At 71.5% G+C, this 21103-nt stretch carries 16 protein-coding genes; 5 read left to right on the top strand and 11 right to left on the bottom strand.

Annotated elements, in window-relative coordinates:
* Nucleotides 1–59: 59 nt before the first annotated feature.
* From ACF088_RS08295 to ACF088_RS08285, 3 genes are all read right to left on the bottom strand, one after another.
* On the bottom strand, nucleotides 60–530 hold the full coding sequence (locus tag ACF088_RS08295) for a 4-hydroxythreonine-4-phosphate dehydrogenase PdxA (protein WP_392374601.1): 471 nt from the start codon (nucleotides 528–530) through the stop codon (nucleotides 60–62).
* A gap of 144 nt (nucleotides 531–674) precedes the next feature.
* Nucleotides 675–1070 (bottom strand): SHOCT domain-containing protein, encoded by a 396-nt coding sequence (locus tag ACF088_RS08290; RefSeq protein ID WP_392374600.1) that lies wholly within the window; start codon nucleotides 1068–1070, stop codon nucleotides 675–677.
* A gap of 52 nt (nucleotides 1071–1122) precedes the next feature.
* A complete protein-coding gene (locus ACF088_RS08285) occupies nucleotides 1123–3852 on the bottom strand; it encodes a SpoIIE family protein phosphatase (RefSeq protein ID WP_392374599.1) in 2730 nt (909 codons plus the stop codon).
* Between the two features lie 448 nt (nucleotides 3853–4300).
* Between ACF088_RS08285 and ACF088_RS08280 the strand changes: the two genes are divergently transcribed.
* Nucleotides 4301–4639: a hypothetical protein gene (locus tag ACF088_RS08280; protein WP_392374598.1), complete on the top strand. Its 339-nt coding sequence runs from the start codon at nucleotides 4301–4303 to the stop codon at nucleotides 4637–4639.
* Between the two features lie 89 nt (nucleotides 4640–4728).
* On the opposite strand, the gene ACF088_RS08275 is transcribed toward ACF088_RS08280, so the two are convergent.
* The gene (locus tag ACF088_RS08275) at nucleotides 4729–6186 is read right to left on the bottom strand and encodes an APC family permease (RefSeq protein WP_392374597.1); all 1458 of its coding nucleotides are present in this window, start codon (nucleotides 6184–6186) and stop codon (nucleotides 4729–4731) included.
* A gap of 318 nt (nucleotides 6187–6504) precedes the next feature.
* The gene (locus ACF088_RS08270) at nucleotides 6505–8589 is read right to left on the bottom strand and encodes a SpoIIE family protein phosphatase (protein ID WP_392374596.1); all 2085 of its coding nucleotides are present in this window, start codon (nucleotides 8587–8589) and stop codon (nucleotides 6505–6507) included.
* Between the two features lie 447 nt (nucleotides 8590–9036).
* On the opposite strand from ACF088_RS08270, the gene ACF088_RS08265 reads away from it, so the two are divergent.
* Nucleotides 9037–10581, top strand: a complete 1545-nt coding sequence (locus ACF088_RS08265) for an AMP-binding protein (protein WP_392374595.1) — start codon at nucleotides 9037–9039, stop codon at nucleotides 10579–10581.
* Between the two features lie 55 nt (nucleotides 10582–10636).
* On the opposite strand, the gene ACF088_RS08260 is transcribed toward ACF088_RS08265, so the two are convergent.
* Entirely contained in the window at nucleotides 10637–10981 is a 345-nt protein-coding gene (locus ACF088_RS08260; protein ID WP_392374594.1) for a hypothetical protein, read from the bottom strand.
* Between the two features lie 420 nt (nucleotides 10982–11401).
* Here ACF088_RS08260 and ACF088_RS08255 point away from each other — a divergent pair, with 420 nt between their 5' ends.
* On the top strand, nucleotides 11402–12322 hold the full coding sequence (locus ACF088_RS08255) for a DMT family transporter (RefSeq protein ID WP_392374593.1): 921 nt from the start codon (nucleotides 11402–11404) through the stop codon (nucleotides 12320–12322).
* A 109-nt stretch (nucleotides 12323–12431) separates the two neighbouring features.
* On the opposite strand, the gene ligD is transcribed toward ACF088_RS08255, so the two are convergent.
* Complete coding sequence (gene ligD / locus ACF088_RS08250; RefSeq protein WP_392374592.1) at nucleotides 12432–13445, bottom strand: non-homologous end-joining DNA ligase; 1014 nt, start codon at nucleotides 13443–13445, stop codon at nucleotides 12432–12434.
* Between the two features lie 117 nt (nucleotides 13446–13562).
* Between ligD and ACF088_RS08245 the strand changes: the two genes are divergently transcribed.
* Nucleotides 13563–14624 carry an ATP-dependent DNA ligase gene (locus ACF088_RS08245; protein WP_392374591.1) on the top strand — a complete coding sequence of 354 codons (1062 nt, stop codon included), beginning with the start codon at nucleotides 13563–13565 and terminating at the stop codon, nucleotides 14622–14624.
* A 39-nt stretch (nucleotides 14625–14663) separates the two neighbouring features.
* On the opposite strand, the gene ACF088_RS08240 is transcribed toward ACF088_RS08245, so the two are convergent.
* From ACF088_RS08240 to ACF088_RS08225, 4 genes are all read right to left on the bottom strand, one after another.
* A complete protein-coding gene (locus ACF088_RS08240) occupies nucleotides 14664–15650 on the bottom strand; it encodes an MASE1 domain-containing protein (RefSeq protein ID WP_392374993.1) in 987 nt (328 codons plus the stop codon).
* A gap of 63 nt (nucleotides 15651–15713) precedes the next feature.
* Nucleotides 15714–16547: a PP2C family protein-serine/threonine phosphatase gene (locus tag ACF088_RS08235; RefSeq protein ID WP_392374590.1), complete on the bottom strand. Its 834-nt coding sequence runs from the start codon at nucleotides 16545–16547 to the stop codon at nucleotides 15714–15716.
* 404 nt (nucleotides 16548–16951) lie between these two features.
* A complete protein-coding gene (locus ACF088_RS08230) occupies nucleotides 16952–18580 on the bottom strand; it encodes an APC family permease (RefSeq protein ID WP_392374589.1) in 1629 nt (542 codons plus the stop codon).
* Nucleotides 18581–18765: 185 nt separating this feature from the next.
* Nucleotides 18766–19521 carry an ArsR/SmtB family transcription factor gene (locus tag ACF088_RS08225; protein WP_392374588.1) on the bottom strand — a complete coding sequence of 252 codons (756 nt, stop codon included), beginning with the start codon at nucleotides 19519–19521 and terminating at the stop codon, nucleotides 18766–18768.
* Between the two features lie 121 nt (nucleotides 19522–19642).
* Here ACF088_RS08225 and ACF088_RS08220 point away from each other — a divergent pair, with 121 nt between their 5' ends.
* On the top strand, nucleotides 19643–21055 hold the full coding sequence (locus tag ACF088_RS08220) for an MFS transporter (RefSeq protein WP_392374587.1): 1413 nt from the start codon (nucleotides 19643–19645) through the stop codon (nucleotides 21053–21055).
* The last annotated feature ends 48 nt before the right edge of the window (nucleotides 21056–21103 follow it).

The following is a 21103-nucleotide window of genomic DNA, read 5'->3' as shown; positions in this document are numbered from 1 at the left end:
CACGGGTGTCACGGGTGTCACCGGCGGCGACTGCGGGATCGGCTGCGGGCCGGCGTCCTTCACCGGGCGACCACCGTTCCGTATGCGGCCCGGATCCGGTCGGTGAAGCGGCTGAAGCCGGCGGCGGCACGGAAGGCAGCGGCCATCGTGCCGTGGGAGGCACGGCCGCTGCCCGCGATGTCGAACGCGGTGCCGTGGTCGACGGACGTGCGCAGGATCGGCAGGCCCACGGTGACGGACACGGTGCCGTCGAAGTCGACGGTCTTGGCGGGGATATGGCCCTGGTCGTGGAAGTGGGACAGCACTCCGTCGACGCGGCCTTCGAGGCCCTGGGGGAAGACGGAGTCCGCGGGGACCGGCCCTACGACACCGAGCCCCTCGGCCGCCTTCTCCAACGCCGGGCGCAGGACGGTGATCTCCTCGTCGCCGAAGTGGCCGCCCTCCCCGCCGTGCGGATGGATCGCGGCCACGGCGAGGTGGGGGGTGTCATGGCCGAAGGCGCGCAGGGCGGTGGCGGCGTGACTGCTCACTTCACTGCCCGCCTCTGCCTGCCGTCGCCTGCCGGGCGCCTCGCTCGGGACCCCTGAAGTTGCGTGTTGCGCGCAATTCGAGGTGAGCAGTCGAGCGGGTCGAGGAAGCTGCGGCGGGGGCCAGTGCCGGTGGGCGGGCCGCGGTCAGGCGAGGATCTTCGCTTTGGCCTTCCGGAACTCCTCTTCCGTGATGTCGCCGTGGTTCTTCAGATCGGCGAGCTTCGCCAGGGCGTCCGCATGCCCACCCGCCTCGTCACCGGTCGCGGCGGTGTCCCGGAGGTAGGCCCGCAGTTGCTTCTGCTGCCGTTCGGCCTGCGCGACCTCCCGGTCACTCATGCCGTGGCCACGCGCGATGACATAGATGAAGACACCCAGGAAGGGCAGCACGATCACCAGGACCAGCCACCCCGTCTTGGCCCAGTTGTTGAGGTCATGGCTGCGGAAGATGTCGCCGATGATCCTGAACAGCAGGATCAGCCACAGGATCCACAAGAAGATCAGGCACATGGTCCAGAAGGCGTTGAGCAGCGGGTAATCCATCACGGCCTCCTCAGGCACTCGCTCGGGCCCCCGGACTCGTCCGTCCCTCGGCTCAAGCATCCCCGCCGCCGGTCTCCTCCGCGACCAGATCGAGGCCGGTGAGCGCCTGCTCCGTCCAGATGACCTTGCCGCCGGCGGTGTAACGGGTCCCCCAGCGTTCCGCCAGCTGGGCGACCAGGAAGAGGCCGCGGCCGCCCTCGTCCGTCGTGGCGGCCTGCCGCAGATGCGGAGAGGTACTGCTGCGGTCGGAGACCTCGCAGATCAGGGAGGTGTCACGGATCAGCCGTACGCGGATGGGCCCCGCGGCGTACCGGATGGAGTTGGTGACCAGCTCGCTGAGGATCAGCTCGGCGGTGAACGCCTCCTCCGCCAGGCCCCATTCGATCAGCTTCCGGACCGCCGCGGCCCGTATCTGGGCCACCGCCGAGGGGTCGGGCGGCACGTCCCAGTCGGCGATGTGCTCGGTGTCCAGCACCCGCGTGCGGGCCACGAGCAGCGCGATGTCATCGCTGGGGCGCTCCGGCAGCAGCGCGTCGAGCACGGTCTCACAGGTCTCGTCCGGTGTCCGGCCGGCCTGTTCGGAGAGCGTGCGGCTCAGCAGCGCCATGCCCTCGTCGAGATCCCGGTCCCGGTCCTCGACGAGCCCGTCGGTGAAGAGCACCAGGCGGCTCTCCTCGGGCAGTTGCCGCTGCCAGGTCTCGAACGGCAGACCGCCCAGGCCGAGCGGCGGGCCGCCGGGCACATCGGCGGTCTCGGCGGTGCCGTCCGGCAGCAGCAGCATGGGCTGGACGTGTCCGGCACGCGCCATGGTGCAGTTCCCGGACGCCGGGTCGTAGATCGCGTAGAGGCAGGTGGCTCCGGTGACCGAGCCCTCGGCTTCCTCGGCGCTCTCGTCCTGGTCGATACGGGTGACGAGTTCGTCGAGGTGCCAGAGGATTTCGTCGGGTGGCAGGTCCAGGTTGGCGAAGTTGTGCACGGCGGTGCGCAGCCGGCCCATGGTGGCGGCGGCGTGCAGTCCGTGTCCCACGACATCGCCGACGACGAGCGCCACCCGGGCGCCGGGCAGCGGGATGATGTCGAACCAGTCGCCGCCGACGCCGCCCAGCCCGCCGAGCCCGGCCTGTGCGGGCAGATAGCGGTAGGCGGCCTCCACGGCGTTCTGCTCGGGCAGCCCGCGCGGCAGCAGACTGCGCTGCAGGGTGACGGCCATGGTGTGCTCGCGGGTGTAGCGGCGGGCGTTGTCGATGCTGACCGCCGCGCGGGCGACCAGTTCCTCGGCGAGGGAGAGTTCCTCGTCCTCGAACGGTTCCGGTTTGTGCGAGCGCCAGAAGATCGCCACACCGAGGATGACGCCCCGGGCACGCAGCGGAACCGCGATCCTCGAATGAATGCCGTGCGCGACGATCTTCCTGGCCCGCCCGGGACTTTGCAGATGCCAGCCGGAGAACGCCCCCAGATCCGCTTCGAGGGCCGCCTTTCCGCTGGTGAGGCTGGCGCCGAGGGTGGTGGCCGGCTCAAATCGGATCAGCTTGCCGACCGGGTAGAGGCCGCTGTCCGCCGGGGCGCCGCTGGTGGCCGTCCGCCGCATCTCGATGGCCGCACCGGTGGGGGCCGTGGGCTCCTCGCCGATCAGCACGTCCTCGGCCACGTCGACGGTGACGATATCGGCGAAACGGGACGCGCCGAACTCTGCGAGCTCCTCGCAGGTGCGCACCACATCGAGAGTGGTGCCGATCTCGGTGCCGGCGTCGTAGAGCAGCTTCAGGCGGCCGCGGGCCACATCGGCCCGGCCGGTGAGCGCCCGGAGCTCTGTGGTGTCCCGTAGCGTCGTCACGCTGCCGGGCGGTCCGCCTGCCTGGTCCGTGGAGCGCTGGTTGATCGCCAGCAGGCGCTCGCCGACCGGGTGGACCTCGTCGGTGACGACCCGGCCGGAGGCCAGCAGGTGGGCGGTGGCGGGGTCGAGACCGAGCTCGCCGACCGGGTGTCCTTCGACGTCCGGCGGCAGGTCGAGCAGCCGGCGCGCCTCGTCGTTGGCGAGCAGCAGACAGCCGTCGCCGCCCACGATGATCACGCCTTCGCGTACGGCATGGAGCACCGCGTCGTGGTGCTCGTACATCCGGGTCATCTCGGCGGGGCCCAGGCCATGGGTCTGGCGCCGCAGGCGGCGGCTCACCAGCGCCGTACCGCCGGTGGTGAGGAGGAGAACGCCGGCGGCGGCACCGAACAGCAGGGGGAACTGGTCGTCGACGACACCACTCACCCGGTTGACGGTGATCCCGGCCGAGACCAGCCCGACGACCTTTCCCTTGTCCTTGCCGCTGTGGCCGAAGACCGGCACCACGGCCTGGACGAGGGGCCCGATGGTGCCGGTGATCCTCTCGGTGACCACCTGACCGGACAGCGCCGGCTTCAGGGTGCCGACGAACTTCTTGCCGATCCGGTTGGGAATCGGGTGGGTGTAGCGGATGCCCTGGGTGTTCATCACGACGATGAAGTCGACCTCGGAGCGCTTGCGGGCGGCCTCGGTCCGCGGCTGCAGCACCAGCGTCGGATCGGCGCTTTTCAGTGCTTCCTCGATGCCCGGCGCATTCGCGAAGGCTTCCGCCACGGCGACGGATCTGTTGCGGGCTTCGCGGTCTCCGTCGGCCCTGGACTGCAGCACGAGCGCTGCGATGGCGGCGGCGACGAGCAACACCACGATCGCCACCTGCAGGAGAAAGACCTGACCTGCGACAGTTCGCATCCTGAGAACCGAACGCGGGCGGCCGTAGCGTCCGGCCATGTCCTCTTTCTACACCTCCCGCATACGGTGGGCGAGCCGCACGATGCGGAGCGCAGCAGCAGTCAGGGCCCGCGCTGCGCCGGGCGGCCTCGCGGGCTGTTCGAGGATGGTCCCGTGATCCGGGGCCGGGCGCCAGAGGGCGGGAAGACCCCCGGGTAGGTTTTACTGCCGCGCAGCGGCGAACGTCTTCGACGAGGGGGACGTACACGGCGGCCCTGCCGCACCGCGCCACAGGGAACAAATCGCCCAGAGCGTGCATGGTTCATGTAACTCTTCCCACAGGCCGGGCCGCTTGTCCGACGGGCGTCTGCCGGTCGGGTGAGCCGGGCACCGACGCAACGTGCCTGGTCAGCCCCGCTCGCCGGGGAAGGGGAGCCGGCCGGCGGGCGGCAGCGGGGCCCTCCTGCCGTCATCCGGCCCGGCGAGGCGGTATGAGACGTTCGTGGGCATGCATGTTCCCGAGGAGATCCGAGCCGAGGCGGCCGCGCTCATCGACCACCACGCGCTCGGACTGTGGAAGCCGAACGACGCCGACCGGCGAGCCGCCGTGGCGTTGTACCGCTTCCTCGAAACCGGTCAGCCGCTCACGGGCGAGCAGATCCGGTCCGCCCTGGCGCACGCGGAAACGGCGGCCGACGCGGATGCGCGGCTGCTGAAGCTGCTGCAGGAGACCGCCGGGCTGCTCGACGAGGGACCGGCGGCCGAGGCCCCTGCCGCACGGGACGCCGTCGACCATGTATGCCTTCTGCTGGACGCGCTCGCGCTCGCCCGGCTCACCGGTCAGTAGAAAGAACCGGCCGGGAGAAAGAACCGGCCGGGAGAAAGAGAAGGCCCGCCCGAGTACCGGCCCGGGCGGGCGTTTGTGGGCGTTGTGCCCTAGGCAGGCAGCGAGGCCGCGGACGGCGCCTCGGCGGGAGCCTGCTCGTCCTCGGGGACCGCAATCACCCAGTGCGTCTCCTGGCGCGGGCGCAGGTAGCACACCCAGTACAGCGCGGCGACGGCCACGATGAGACCGGTGATGACCAGACTCGTCGTGCTCTGCTGGTAGAGCACCCAGGCCAGCACCACGATCAGCAGCGCCGGGACCGCGGGCCACAGCGGCATCCGCCAGGCCGGCCGGTGCTTGTGCTCACCGCGGCGCGCGACCAGGGCGCCCAGCGCGACGAAGACATACATCGCGGCGACGGCCACGCCGGTGACCTCGCTCAGGGTGTCGAGGTTGACGAAGCACAGGGCCGCACCCGGGACACCCACCGCGAGGGTGGCCGCCCAGGGGGAGCCGAAGCGCCCGCCGACGTGCGAGAAGACGCGGTTGACGGCCGTCGGCCAGGCCGCGTCACGCGCCGAGGAGAACACCACACGGGAGTTCTGGATCACCATCACGATCGCCGCGTTGATGATCGCCAGGGCGATGCAGAGGCTGACGAACGTACCGACACCCGAGTTGCTCCAGTCCTGCACCATGCCGGCGACGTCACCGGCCCCGAGAGTCTTCAGGTCGGGGGCGCCGAGGGTGATCGCGACCACCGGGACCAGCACCACGGCCGCGCCGATGCCGAGGGTCCACAGCACCGTACGGGAGACGTTGCGACGGGGGTTCTCCATCTCCTCGGCGAGGTACACGGCGGTGGAGAAGCCCTGCAGGATGAAGAGCGCGGTGGCCAGCCCGGCCACGATGAGACCTCCGGTGACGGCGGTGCTGTGACCGTGCCCGGCGTCGATCACGGGGTGCACGAGCACGGACGCGGACCGGTGGCTGTGGGTGAAGCCGAGGAAGGCGACCACCGCGCAGGCGACGACCTCCAGCACCAGGAAGATGCCGGTGATCCAGGCGTTGGCGCGCAGATCGAGCAGGCCCATGGCGGTGGCCAGCAGCATCACGGCGGCGGCGGTGTACTGCGGATCGAGTTGGATGATCGGTGCCAGATAGTCGGCGGTGCCCAGGGCGATGATGGGCGGCACGATCATGACGACGATCAGCGAGAGTATGAAAACCAGCCACCCGGCGAGGCGGCCCATGAGCGTGCCCACCATGGCGTACTCGCCACCGGAGCTCGGTATCAGCGTGCCGAGCTCGGAGTAGGTGAAGGCCACCCCGATACACAGCAGTGCCGCGACGGCGATGGTCAGCGCGGTGCCCGTGCCCAGGCTGGCGAACGAGTCCGGCACGATCACGAAGAGCGAGGATGCCGGGGTCAGACAGGACAGCGTGAGCAGGGTGCCGCCGACCACACCGATCGACCGGGTGAGTCGGGGGGCGCCGGAGGCGTCTTTCACCGTCGCACTGCGGGTGTCCCGCTCAGGAGCTGCGGAGGCAACAGGCGTGTAGGGCATATCGGTATCCGTATCCCATCGGTGCTGGCGGCAGGAGGGGGCGGCGTCTTGGCGGAAGAGCACCGCAAAGCGATCCGAACCCGGACATCCTCAGTTCTCGCTTTGGTGACCGAATAAAACCCCTGCCGACGACTCACGTCAAGGTCTTGTTAAGGCCTTTGGGCAACGAAATCCGAAGCTTGCCAAGGCCATCGGGGTGCTTATCCGCGATGAATCCGCGAAAGACAAGCGGATTTCGCGTCGGAACGGGCAGTGCGGCATCCCATGGAGGCACCGCCGAATCCGTTGCGGTTCCGCCGAAACCCGCGGCCCGTGCGGTCAGTCGCCGAGCGCGTGCACCCGGGCGATGAGCAGCGCGACATCGTCGTGGTCGTGCTCATCGCGCAGCGCGGCGAGGAGGCGGTCGCACAGGCCCTCCAGATCCCGCTCGGGCTCCGCCAGCAGCTCCAGCAGGATGTCCAGCCGCACGTCTATGGGCTGGTCGCGGGTTTCGATCAGGCCATCGGTGTAGAGCACCAGCAGGTCGCCGTCGCGGAGCGGAAGCGTGGTCTGCTCGAAGGGGACGCCCCCGACGCCGAGCGGCGCGCCGGTGGGCAGATCGAGCAGCTCGGGCGGCCGGTCCGGGCGCACCACGATGGGTGGCAGATGCCCCGCGACGGCGATCCGGCACAGGGCGCGGTGCGGGTCGTAGACGGCGTACAGACAGGTGGCGAAGGCCGGATCGAGACCGCCGGCGATGTGATCGAGGTGGCGGAGCACCTCGGCCGGATCGAGGTCGAGATCGGCCAGCGCGCGGGTGGTGGTGCGCAACTGGCCCATGGTGGCAGCGGCGTTGATGCCGCTGCCCATCACATCGCCGACCACCAGCGCGGTCTTGTCGCCGGTCACCGGGATGGCGTCGAACCAGTCACCGCCGACCTCGCTGGCGGCCTGGGCGGGCTGGTAGCGGTAGGCGATCTCCATGGCCGTGGGCTGCGGCGGCCGGTGGTTCATCAGATGGCGCTGGAGGGTGAGCGCGGTGCGGCGTTCACTCTGGTACGAGCGGGCGTTGTCGATGCAGACCGCGGCCCGGGCGGCCAGCTCGACCGCGAGCACCGCATCGTCCTCGTCGAAGGGCTCCGGGTTGCGGACGCGGTACAGCGACAGCGCACCGAGGACCTCGCCGCGCGCGATGAGGGGGACGGCGAGGTAGGAGTGCAGCCCGGCCTTTCCCAGGAGGGCGGCGCCCTGCTGGTCCGGGGCGATGTGCGGCAGATCGTCCGGGCCGACGTGGGGTATGCGCACCGGACGGGCTTCGGTCACACAGCGGGTGATCAGCCGGTCGGCTTCATAGGAGGCGATCTGGCCGGTGGGGTCGGCGGCGCGGACCGCCTCGGTGGAGTAGGCCGTGGCCACGGCGAGCGCCCGGAAGCGGGCCGGACCGCCGCGGGAGAGCGAGGTCGGGCGCCGGCCGTCGAGTACGGCGTCGAGGACATCGACCGCGGCCAGGTCCGCCAGCTCGGGCACGATGACGTCGGCCAGTTCGTGGGCGGTCTGGTCGACGTCGAGGGTGGTGCCGACGGTTGCGGAGGCGTCGGCGATGACGGCCAGCCGCCTGCGGGCGCGGGCGGCCTCGGTGGCGGCGCGGTGTTGCTCGGTGACGTCCACGACCGACGTGGCCAGGCCCAACACCCGGCCGTGGGCGTCCTCCAGCCGGTAGTACGACACCGACCAGGCCCGGTCGGCGTGGGGGTCGGAGGCGGTCCGGCCGAAGGTGAACTGGTCGAGCAGGGGGGTCCCGGTGTCGAGTACCTCCCGCATTTGGGACACGATGGTGCCGGTGTCCAGAAACGACAGGGCTTCTTGGACATCGCGGCCGATGTGCTGGTCGGCGGGCAGGTCGTTGATGCGTTCCAGCGCCGGATTGACCATGACGAAGCGCAGCGCGGTGTCCAGGACCGCCAGGCCGATCGGCGACTGGGCGACGAGGCGTACGGACAGCGCCAGATCCCGCTCGACCCGCCGCAGCACGGCCTGGTCGGTGGCGATGCCCAGGGCGTAGGACTCACCGCGCTCGTCGAGCAGCCGCATATTGCGGAACTCGACGAGCCGGGTGCTGCCGTCCTTGTGCTGGACCGGGAAGACCCCCGCCCAGCTTTCGCCGCCGGCCATGACCTGGGAGAAGAGACCCAGTACCAGATCGAAGTGCTCCGGTCCGACCAGCAGCTGCGCCGCGGGCCGGCCGAGCGCCTCCTTTGCGCTCCAGCCGAAGAGCTGCTCGGCCTGGGGGCTCCACAGGGTGATCCGCCCGTCCGCATCCAGCATCACGGCGGCCACGCCCAGCACATCCAGCAGGCCGCCGGGCTGCCCCGGTGTGGCCCCGACCGGGGCGGCACCCTCGGGGAACGCGTCGGTCGCACCCATCCAGGCACTCCTTCCGCCGGTCATCGCGGACCGACAGCCGTGGCGCTCTCCGTACATCGGCCGAATCTCGCTGCGCTTCCGTTGCTCTCCATCATCTCTCGACACGGGACGGCCCCGCAGGGAGAGCGGGATCCGCAGGGCATCGGCGCCCCGTGCGCGAGCGAGCATTATCCGTCGCTGTTCCCAGGTGGGCGACCGCGTTGACGATATTCGGTGCGATGATTCCGGACGCGCTCACGGGGCGGGCTTGTGGCGCGGTGGCCGGGCAGCGCACGGCGGGCGCCCCGGTGTGCCCGCCAACGCTTCTCCTCGCGTCCCCGTCCGACTTGGAGATGTTGATCTACAGCGACTATCCTGACATTTGGTTGCCTGTAGCAACCAAATCCATGTACATCACATCCGGCGTAGCCGACTGTGCCCGCCGGCGTCAGGAGGAAGCCTCACATCATGCCCATCGCCGCCCGGACATTCCGCTCCTATGTAGAGGAGAACCTCGATGTGCTTAGCGCCGACCCGGGACGCGAAGTCCTGGTACACCAGGGCCGCCGCGTCACGGCAGGCGAGTTCCGCTCCCTGGTCCACCGCATGGCACGGGCACTGTGCGCCCGTGGCGTCGGCCGCGGAGCGACCGTCACGCTGCTGAGCGGCAACCTCCCGGAGATCATCGCAGCCCGTTACGCGGCCAACCTGGCCGGCGCCCGGGTCAACTACCTCTACAACAAGCTGTCCGCCGAGTCCCAGGCCGATATCGTCCGCGATGTCGAGACCCGCGCCCTGATCGTCGATCCGCGCTATGCCGAACGAGCCGCCGAGGTCACCGCGTTGGCGCCGGTGCCGGAGGTCCTCGTCCTCGGCCCCGCCAAGGTGGGCACGGATCTGCTGGAGCTGGCGGCGGGGCAGTCCGACGAGCCGTTCGCGAGCCGGGCCCGGCCCGACGACGTCTGCACCATCCGCCACACCGGCGGCACCACCGGCCACCCGAAGGGCATCTGCACCACCTTTGAGCAGGCACGGTGGTTCCACGGAGTGCTCCAGCAGCCGGAATCCGAGCGCCGGCAGCTGGTGTGCACCACCCTCGCGCACGCCGCGGGCCTGATGGCCGACAGCACACTGCAGGAAGGCGGCACGGTCGTACTGCTCGACGACTTCGACCCGAGCACCGCGCTCGCCGCCATCGCACGCGAGCGCATCACGGATGTCTTCCTGCTGCCGCCGCTGCTCTACCAGTTGATGGACCACCCGGACGCCCGGCACACCGACACCTCCAGCCTGCGGATGCTGACCTACGGCGGCTGCCAGGCGTCCCCGGCCCGGATAGCCGACGCGGTAAAGGCGTTCGGCCCGGTGCTGATGCAGGGCTACGGGCAGAACGAGGCCGGCGGCATCAGCGTGCTCACCCAGGAGGACCACGACCCGCAGCGCCCCGAGCGGCTGCGTTCGGCGGGGAAGGTGCTGTCCGATGTCGAGGTGGCGATCCGCGACACATCGGGCCGCGATCTGCCGGCCGGTGAACACGGCGAGATCTGCGTCCGCTCCGACATGATCATGAAGGGGTACTGGAAGCAGCCCGAGCTGACCGCCGAGGTCCTGCGGGACGGCTGGCTGCACACGGGGGACGTCGGATTCCTCGACGACGAGGGCTACTTGACGATCGTCGACCGGATCAAGGACATGATCGTCGTGGTCGGCGGCCATGTGTACACCACGGAGCTGGAGGACCTGCTGAACTCGCACCCGCAGGTACTGCAGAGTGCCGTGTTCGGGGTCCGTGACGCCGACCACATGGAGCGGGTGCACGCGGCGGTGGTGCGGGCACCCGGCAGCAGCGTCGATGGGCAGCAGCTGCGCGAGATGGTCTGCGCGGAACGCGGTGCGATGTACGAGCCGGCCCGGATCACCTTTGTCGAGGCACTGCCGCTGACCGATGCCGGAAAGCCCGACAAGAAGGAACTGCGCCGCCGGGCCGAGCAGGAGGCCGGCACCGCGGGATGACAGCGACGAGCCGCCGCAGCCGAGGGCTGCGGCGGCCTGTCAGTGCTACTGCCGGTCAGAGGATGCCCAGCAGGCCGAAGGGGAAGCCCCCGAAGCCGTAGCCGTAGTTGCCGTAGCCGCAGCCGCCGAAGCCTCCGAAGCCGTTGTAGCCGCCGAAGCCTCCGAAGCCGCCGAAGCCGTTGAGGCCGTTGAGGCCGCCGAAGCCGAAACGGTCGAAGCCGCCGTGGTGGTGGCAGTGGTGCCTGTGGTGGTGACGACCGTGGTGGTGACGACCGTGGTGGTCGCCCTTGGACGATGAGGCCGGCGCCTGCGGGGTGGCCGAAGCTATGCCGGCGAGCGGGACGACGGTAGCGGCGGCAAGGGCCGCGGTGGCCACGGAGCGGCCTATGAACTTGCGCATTGCGTTTCTCCTGTTTGGCAGGAAATCTGACATTTGATGAGTACCGCGCCCCGCCGTAAACCCTGCAGACACGACGGACAGCCACTCCAACGGCCCCAAGAATTGCTCCACCAGCGGTAATGAATCGGTAAAGCGACCTGGTGGAACCCTTGGTCGGAGCCGTGGCCCGGGTCCTCGAAGTGCGCCGCGATGACGGTACGTTCGTCACCGAGGTGCGGCCGGACGGCGACCCGCCATTTCAGCGAGGCGGCGTCCTGGGTCCAGAAGCTGCTGGACGTGGTACGCGATCACGACGTCCGTGCTGCGCCGTAGGCGAGGGGCTCCGTCCGGCGGCGGGAGCGACGGGAAAGACGGGAGAGGCAGATCAGCGGGCTCGATGCGGGCGGCCGGACGGCGCCGGAGCGGACGGCAACCGCCCTCGTGGGGCGCGCCCTGGAGAAGGCCCCGGCCCCGGGGCTGGTGTGCGGCGGAATCGTCGGCCTTCAGGGAGGGGCCGCGCTCTCGGTGCGCCTCTATCCGGCCGTCGGGCCCGCCGGGGTGGTGATGCTGCGGCTGGTGATCGCCGCGGTGGTCCTGGGCGCACTGTGGCGGCCTGGGTGGCACCGTCAGCCACGCGGCACCCTCGGCCTCGTTGCCGCGGCCGGCACCCTGCTCGCCGTGCACCATCTCGCGTACTACGAGGCTGTGGGCCGGATCCCGTTGGGCGCGGCCACCACCTTGGAGTTCCTCGGTCCGTTCGCCATTGCGCTGGCCACCTCGCGGCGCCCGGCCGACCTGGTGTGGTCGCTGCTGGCCGCGACCGGGGTGCTGCTGCTGGGCGAGGGCGGCGTCCCGATCAGCCTTCCGGGCATCGGACTCGCCGCGCTCGCCGCCGGCTGCTGGGCCGGGTACATCCTGGTCTCGGCCCGGCTCGCCCGGCGGGTCAGCGGCGGTGGCGGCCTCGCCCTGGCCGTCGCCTGGGGCGCACTGCTCAGCCTCCCCTACGGAATCGCCCAGGGCGGCAGCCGGCTGCTCGACCCCGGTGTGCTGCTGCTCGCGGCGGCCGTGGCGGTGCTCTCCAGTGTGCTGCCGTACTCCTGCAACCTCGAGGCGCTGCGCCGGATCCCGCCGCGCGTCTTCGGGATCCTGACCAGCCTCGAACCGGCCGTCGGCGCCGTCGCCGGGCTGCTGCTGCTCGGTCAGCGGCTCGGCCCGGTGCAGTGGCTGGGCATCGCCGCCGTGGCCGCGGCCTCCATCGGCGCCGGACGGGCGGCCTGCGCCGACACCGAGCAGGGCGGTGCGGGAGCGGCGGATGGCCCGGCGCACCGCAGCGCCGGGCCCCAACGGGAGGAGGCCGGGTAACAGGTCCGGCCGCAGCGGCGCGCCGCCTTCCGTCAGCTCTCACGGCGCACGGCATCCGTTCTCGCGGCGCACGGCTCGGCGCGCCGCGCGGCTTCGGCGCAGCGCGGCTTCAGTTCTTGCGGGCGCGGCTCGGCTGGACCCTGGACGGCTCCCCCGGCATCTTCGGATGGTCGGGCGGATAGGGCATATCCCCCAGTCCTTCGTCCGCCGCCTGACGGTCCGCGAGTTCCAGAACGGATTCCAGGCCGAAGGCGTGGTCCGCCATGTCCGCGTGCACATCGCCGAGTTCGGCGAACCGCGGTGGGACCGTCCGCAGATCGAAGTCCTCGGGCGCGGCGTCGGACAGCTCGTCCCAGCGCAGCGGGGTGGAGACGGTCGCCCGGGGCCGGGCGCGCAGCGAATAGGCGGAGGCGATGGTCCGGTCCCGGGCCATCTGGTTGTAGTCGACGAAGACCTTCGCGCCGCGCTCCTCCTTCCACCATGCCGAGGTCACCAGATCCGGCATCCGGCGCTCCAGCGCCCGGGCCAGCGTGATCGCGGCCCGTCTGACCTCGGTGAAGGTCCAGCGGGGCCGGATCGGTACATAGACGTGCACCCCGCGGCCGCCGGAGGTCTTGGGCCAGCCGCGCAGTCCGTGCTCCGTCAGCAGCTCACGCAGGAGGTGGGCCACCCGGACGGCGTCCGCGAAGTCGGTGCCGGGCTGCGGGTCGAGGTCGATGCGCAGTTCGTCGGGGTGCTCGGTGTCACCGCGCCGGACGGGCCACGGGTGGAACGTCAGACACCCCAGATTGGCCGCCCAGAGGACCGCCGCGGGCTCGGTGGGGCACATCTCGTCGGCGAACCGGCCGCTGGGGAAGGCGATACGGGCGGTGGGCAGCCAGTCCGGCATCCCCTTGGGCGCCCGCTTCTGGTAGAAGAACTCGCCCTCGACGCCGTCGGGGAAGCGCTGCATGGTGGTGGGCCGGTCACGCAGCCCCCGCAGCACCCCGTCGGCGACGGCGAGGTAGTACTGCGCCACGTCCAGCTTGGTGAATCCGCGCTCCGGGTAATACGTCTTGTCGGGGTGGGTCACGCGCACGGTGCGCCCCGCGACGTCCAGTTCGACAGCTCCGGCTCCGGCCATGACTCCACGCTAGATTCCGGGCGCCGCCGCCGCGCGCCGGGAGAGGCGGCGACCGGTATCCCGCGGAGCGGCCGGCCCGGCGCGCGGGATACGGCGCCGACCCTCAGGATCGGGACCATGGACCTGCCCGTCATGCCCCCGGTCTCCCCCATGCTCGCGAAACCGGTGACCGACATCCCCGCCGGCATGCTGTACGAGGCCAAGTGGGACGGCTTCCGTGTCATCGTCTTCCGGGACGGCGAGGACGTCGAGATCGCCAGCCGTACCACGAAATCGCTCACCCGCTACTTTCCCGAAGTGGTCACCGCGGCACGGGCCGAGCTGCCGGCGCGCTGCGTCGTCGACGGTGAGATCGTCATCGCCCATGACGGCCGGCTGCACTTCGAGGAACTGCTGGAGCGCATCCACCCGGCAGCCTCCCGGGTCCGCACCCTCGCCGAGCGGACGCCCGCCTCGCTGGTCGCCTTCGACCTGCTGGCGCTCGGCTCCGATGCGCTGCTGCACGAGCCGCAGTCGGCGCGCCGGGAAGCCCTGGTCGAGGCGCTGCGCCCGGCCGGGGCACCGGTGTACACCGCGCCCGCAACGAGGGATCAGGAGCTGGCGCGCCGTTGGTTCACCCAGTTCGAGGGGGCGGGTCTGGACGGGGTGGTCGCCAAGCCGCTCGATGCGCCGTACCGGCCCGGCGACCGCGCCATGTTCAAGATCAAGCATGCCCGGACCGCCGACTGTGTGGTCGCCGGCTACCGGCTGCACAAGAGCGGGCCGGTGGTCGGTTCCCTGCTGCTCGGCCTGTACGACGGCGACGGGCAGCTGCAGCACGTCGGGGTGTGCGCCTCGTTCCCCATGGCCCGGCGGCGCGCGCTGGTCGAGGAGCTGGCGCCGCTGCTGATGGACGACGCCTCGGGCCATCCGTGGGGCGAGTGGACCGACGAGGCGGCGCATGCCTCCCGGCGGATGCCCGGCGGGCCCAGTCGCTGGAGCGGCGGCAAGGATCTGTCGTGGCTGCCGCTGCGCCCGGAGCGGGTGTGCGAGGTGGCCTACGACCACATGGAGGGCAGCAGGTTCCGTCACACCGCCCAGTTCCGCAACTGGCGTCCCGACCGTACGCCGCAGAGCTGCACCTACGCCCAACTGGAGGAGCCGGTGGGCTACGACCTGGGGCAGCTGCTGCCGGGCTGACCGGGCGGCGCGGCTCGCCGGTGGCCACCGGACGCCGGGTCAGGTGGGGTCAGCGTCCGGCGGCCAGCGGCGTCGGCTCTCCCCCGGCGCCAGCCGGTCCACCACGTCGGCCAGTTCGCCGCAGGCCTGCTCGATCTTGCGACGGATGGTGTTCTGCTCGGTGACGATCGCCGACAGCAGGAGCGCGGTGAGCGCCGCGGACGCGTTGAGCGCCTGCAGATTGACCATCGCCTCCAGCAGGCTCTGGCCCTCGAACGGTCCGGTCCGGGCCGTCGCCGCCCTGATGACCAGGACGGATACCAGCAGCACGCAGGGCGCGGCGCCCGCCAGCTGGAAACGCAGCGCCGCCCAGACGATCACCGGGAAGACCAGGAAGAGCAGCGACAGCTCGCTCCGGACCGCGATGAGCGCGACCGCGACCGTGACGACCAGCAGAACCGCCGCCTCCGCCCACCGGTAGCCGGGGACGCCCCGGGGCCACCGGATCGTGCGGCAGACGAGGAGGAGCGGGGTGATGACGAGAATCCCCATCGCATCACCCACCCACCAGGCCACCCAGGTCCGCCAGAAGCCGCCGCCCGGCAGGGCACCTTTGAGGAGGAGCGTCCCGGTACCCAGCGTCGCGCTGATCAACATCCCGGCGAAGGCACCGAGGGCGACCAGCGCCACCCCGTCGCGCAGCCGGTCGAGTGCGGTGCGGAATCCCACCCGGCGGAGCATCCAGAAGGCACACACCGGGGCCAGGGTGTTGCCCGCCATGATCCCGAGGACCGAGACGTCGAGCGGGTTGATCGTGGCGACGACCAGGAGGGTGCCGAGGGCGATGCCCGGCCAGGTCCGCAGGCCCAGCAGGAGCAGACAGCTCAGGGAGATACCCGTCGGCGGCCACAACGGCGTGACCACGGCACCCGCGATGACCACCTGCTCCAGCAGGCCGATCCGGGCGGACGCGTAGTAGACGCCGGCGAGGCCGAGGATCGTCAGGGCTGCTGGTGCAAGACGGCGGAGTTGCTCGGTGCGCACCACGTCAGCCATCAGACAACGCCGGAGGCCGGGCGCCGGCTGCGACACGCACGCCCGGGCCGCGCTTCACCCGGCTTTGGGCGGGGCCGCGTCGAAGCGCAGTACGAGCACCGCCGAGTCATCGGTGTGCCCGGTGAACTCGGCCACGCTGATCGCCACATCGGCCACCGTCGCCGGATCACCGCCGGCGTTGGCGCTGACCAGGCGGGTCACCTGCGTCAGCCCCGCTTCTATCGGGAAGGACGGTCCCTCGACCACGCCATCGGTGAGCAGCACAAACGCCCCCGCGGTGGCGAACCGATGGCGGGACACCGGGTACCGCTCGCCCGGCATGATGCCCAGCGGCAGGCCCCCGGGGTCGTCGGCGAGGCCGGAGCGGCCGTCGGTGGTGGCCCAGATGCCCGGTACATGACCGGCCCGGGCGCTGTACAGCTCCCAGGCGGCCGGGTCGAAACGGACGAAGGTGCAGGTCGCGAAGAGCCCGCAGTCGACCGAGACCAGCAGGTCGTTGGCCCGGCTCAGCACCTCGCCCGGGTCGGCGGCATGGCCGGCGACGGCCCGCAGCCCGAAGCGGATCTGTCCCATGAAGGCGGCCGCCTCGACGTCGTGTCCCTGCACATCACCGATGCAGAAGGCGAGCGACCCGTCGGCCAGGCGGAAACCGTCGTACCAGTCGCCCCCGATGTCCAGTCCGTGCCGGGCGGGTACATAGGTGGCGGCGGCGCGCAGACCCGGTACCCCCGGCAGCGCGGCCGGCAGCATCTCGCGCTGCAGCGCCTCGGCCAGCTCCACGCGCGCCCGCTGCTTCTCGGCGCCTTCCCGCGCCTGAGCGGTCAGCCGTCCGAGCGTGGTCAGCAGGTCGTCGGCGCTCGCCGACCGCGGGGGACGACGCCGCAGCATGGGCCGCTCCCAGGTGCATCGGTATGCCCGCCAGGGAGCGTGCTCCGTACGGCAGTCCGCGGTGGCCGCCTGACCTGGCCTCATGGGGCTCTTGTGGAGCCCGCCTCTCCCGGTTCATCTTATTTCTGCGGGGGAACTTCCGCTTGACGGCCGGGCGGGCCGGGCGGTCGGCGGGCCGCGAACCGGCCCATCGGGACTGCCAGGTCGTCGGCTCGTATCGCACGGCGGTCGCTCCCACCGCCCGGCGGTCGCTCCCGCCGCGCCTCGGACGGTCCCGGGCCGGATCACGCCCTCCGCGGTCGGACCGGTGCGAGGAGCGATCCCTCGCCACCGCCCGCCGGACACCCCACCGGACACCTCACCGGGCCCGTCCACCGGCCCGCCGCCGTGCCCCGCGGCCGGGCTCAGGCGCCCGCCTGGCGGGCCACCGCCAGATGCCGGACACCGGACCGTACGGCCCAGAAGAAGACCGCCAGCGCCAGGACGCCCACGGTGATCGAGTCGTACGGTGCCGGCAGCCGGCCGGAGCCCTCGAACGTGCCCAGCCCGGAGACCACGGTCAGGGCGACGAGATAGACCACCAGCCAGGCACCGGTGCGCAGTTCGGCGCCGAGCGGACGGCTCGGGCCGGCGCCGTCGTCCTCGACGCGCACACCGGGGCGGCGCATCGCCAGGAAGATCAGCAGGCCGCCGAGCACGAGGGGCAGTGCGAGGCGCAGGTCGTCCCAGCCCGACCAGTAGACGAACTCGCTGGACACCACGAAGCTGAGCGGCGCGATCCAGCGCAGTCCGGGGACCCAGCCGGCGGTGTGGCCGCCCGGCTCGGCGCGGAACACCGCGACCGCGACCGCGGAGGCGGCATAGATCAGCAGATACATATCGCCCATGACGCTCACGATGTCCTGCCAGCCGCCGAACGGCAGCAGGAAGATCACAATGACCAGGAGGTTGATCGCCAGGGCCCGGCGCGGGATGCCGAACCGCTCGTTGACCTTCATGAAGTACCGGGGGATGGTGCCGTTCTTGGCGAGCGCGTAGGTGTGCCGCGCGTCGATCGCCACGCCCACATACGCCGAACCGCCGGGCGAGATCACTGCGTCCGCGTAGAGCAGGCTGGCGAGCCAGTGCAGATTGAGGATGAGCGCGAGCTGCCCGAACGGCGAGTCGAAGGAAACCCCCTGCCAGCCGTGGCCGAGCAGATGCTCGGGGACGGTGAAGAGGAACGCCAGCTGCAGCGCCAGGTACATGGCGACGGCGAGGCCGATGCCGGTGAGGACCGCGGCCGGGATGGTCCGGCGGGGGTTGCGGGTCTCGCCCGAGAAGTCCAGCGGCGCCTGGAAGCCGTTGACGGAGTAGACGATTCCGCCGCCGGCCAGCGCGGTCAGACAGGCGACATAGCCGTACGGTGCGAAGCCGCCGTGGTCCGTCAGCCGTCCGGAGTGCCAGCCGGAGGCGATCAGCGCCACCACGGTGATCACCGGGACGATGATCTTGAACACCGAGATCAGGTTGTTGAGTTGGGCGAACATCCGCACCGCGAACCAGTTCAGCACCGTCAGCACGACGCTGAGTCCGGTGGCCAGGGCCAGCCCGGAGAGGGTGAGGGTCTGGCCGTTGTAGATGCCCGGCAGGTAGTGCGCGGCGTACTGCATGATCGCGCTGATCTCGGCGGCGGTGCCGCCCACCGACAGCATCGTCGACCAGCCGATGAGGGTGCCGACGAGCCGGCCGCTGGCGAACAGCGGCCAGCGGACCGTGCCGCCGCCCTCCGGACGGCTGGCGCCGAGTTCGATCATGACCAGGGCGACCAGGCCGCACAGCAGTCCGGCCCCGACCCAGGACAGCAGCGCCGCAGGGCCGGCCGTCTGTGCCGCGTACATGGCGGCGAACAGCCAGCCGGAACCGACGATATTGGAAAAACCGATGCCCGTCAGTCCCCAGAACCCCAGGTCACGGCGCAATCGGCGCTCCTGCGCCAGCACTTGCGGGGCGCCGGCCCCGTCGCCCCCACCTGATACCTGACGCTCCGTCACGAAAGCGGCCTCCTTGATTCACTGTTCCGGCTCGCCGGACCCTACTCGACGATCGCCGAAGAGGAATCTTCCGCTCCACCAGCGGACACTTCCTGCACACAGTGCATCGGTCGAGCACTCAGCGCAGTGAGGGGATACCGGAGGGTGTGCCCCGTTCCGTCACGGACGACCCGCGGCGGGCCGCCTCACCCGACCCGGTCGACCGGGACACCGAACGTCGTCGCCAGGCCGTCCCGCCCGGCATCGGTGAGATGGACGACGCGGCGGTACTTCCCCCGGCGGAGCCACTCCAGGGCGAACAGCCGGGCGGTGAGCGCGGCGCCGAGTGCGCCGGCCAGATGGTGGCGCTGCTCGGCCCAGTCGACGCAGTAGCGGACGGACGCCCGGCGGCGGGGGAGGCGGTCGGCCTCGACGCCGAAGGCGGTCAGCTCCTGACGGCCGTGCACAGTGAGGGCGTAGACGACGTCCGTGGCGCCGGCGCCCGCATCCGGGCCCGTGGCACCCGCACCCCGCGCCGTCCGCTCGGCGGCGAGGATGCCCCGCTCCTGGAGCGCGCTCATCACGGCGACGCCGAGCCGGCCCGCCAGGTGGTCGTAGCAGAGACGGGCGCGCCACAGGGCCTTGGCGCGGGTGTCGGCGTTCAGAGACCGCACGGGCAGTGGACGGGCGATCAGGGCGAGTTGTTCGAGGGCGCGGGCGACGTCCGTGGTGGCGAGCCGGTAGTAGCGGTGGCGGCCGTCGAGCTCGACGGTCAGCAGCCGCGCATCGAGGAGCTTGGCCAGATGGCCGCTGATGGTGGAGTTACCGACCCCGGCCTCGGCGGCGAGGGCGCTGGCCGGCAGCGCGCCGCCCCCGGCGAGGGCCAGCAGCACCTTGGCGCGGGAGGGGTCACCGATCGCCGCCGCGACATGGGCCACGTCGGTCTCGGTCGGGGCATCCATGGCCACGACGGTACGCCGCTTACGCTTCGGCAGAGGGCGAAACGTTCTCCCGCTCCGGCCGGCCTCGTAGAGCGAGAACATTTCGGCGTCTGCCGTACGGATCCGGCAGAACACTGGCCGTATGCCCACGCTCTGCGCACCCACCACAGCACCACGGACCGCGGACCGGCTCACGCCGTTGCCGCTCGTTGCCGTGTGCCTGGGGTACTTCATGGTCATCCTGGACGTCACCGTCGTCACGGTCGCTCTCCCGGCGGTCGGCACCGCCCTGCACACCGGCGTGACCGGGCTCCAATGGGTGGTGGACGGCTACACCCTGGTGTTCGCCGGGCTGCTGCTCTTCTGCGGCGGACTCGGCGACCGGCTGGGCGGCAAGGCGGTGTTCCTGAGCGGTCTGGCGGTGTTCACGCTCGCGTCCGCCGGGTGCGCGCTGGCTCCCACCGCCACGGTGCTGGTCCTGGCCCGGCTGGTGCAGGGGCTGGGCGCGGCGATGATGGTGCCGGCCTCCCTGGCACTGCTGCGGACTGCGTACCCCGACCGAGCGGCGCGGGCCCGCGCGTTCGGTATCTGGGGTACCGTCGCGGGCCTCGCCGCCGGGGCCGGTCCCGTCCTGGGCGGAGTCCTGGTCGCCGGGCTCGGCTGGCGGTCGGTGTTCTTCCTCAATCTCCCCGTCGGCCTCGCCACACTGTTCCTCACCTCGCGTCACGTCCCCCACTCCCCCGGCCGCACCCGCCGGGGCCTGGACCTCCCGGCCCAGACCGCGGCGGCGGTGTGCCTGGCCGGCTTGGTCACCGGGTGCATCGAGGCCGGGGCACTGGGCTGGGCGCATCCGGCCGTCCTCGGTGCCTTCGCGGGGTGCCTCGCCGGACTCGTCGCGTTCCTGGTGCTGGAGCGGCGCTCGCCCGCGCCGATGCTGCCGCTCGCGCTCTTCCGCGCCCGCGCGTTCTCGGCCTCGGCGGTCATCGGCGTGCTGCTCAATACCGGCTTCTACGGCCTGCTGTTCCTCGCCCCGCTGTACTTCCAGGGGGTGCACCACTACAGCGCACTACGGACCGGATGCGCATTGCTGCCCGCGGTCGGTGTGGTGGCCGCCGGCTCCGCGCTGGCCGGACGGATTACGGCCCGCACCGGGCCGCGGCTGCCGATGGTGGCGGGCCTGGTGGTGGACGCGGCCGGAATGGCCGGCTGGCTGGTGGCCGGCCCTGATACGCCGTATCTCGCGCTGGTGGCGCCCATGGCCTGCGCCGGCTTCGGTACCGCGCTGACCATGCCGGCCTCCACGGCGGCCGTGATGGAGGCCGCGCCGGGCGAGCGCAGCGGCGCCGCGGCCGCCGTGTTCAACGCCGCACGGCAGATCGGCAGCGCCCTCGGCGTCGCGCTCTTCGGCACGCTGGTGGCCGCCGGTCTTGTGCCGGGCCTGCACCTCGCGGTGGGCATCGGCGCCGCGGGCTTCCTCATCGCGGCGGTCCTCTCCGCACGCTGCATCCCGGGCACCGGCCGAGCAGGGCGCCGGACACGGGGGAAACGGATGTAACGGACGAAGCCGGCGGCCGGGCGGGAATCGCCGGCAGGTGGTGCGCCC

This window comes from Streptomyces sp. NPDC015125 (assembly GCF_043080045.1).
GTDB lineage: Bacteria > Actinomycetota > Actinomycetes > Streptomycetales > Streptomycetaceae > Streptomyces.
Note: the sequence above shows the minus strand (reverse complement) of the source record. Positions and strands in the feature narration are given on the sequence as shown.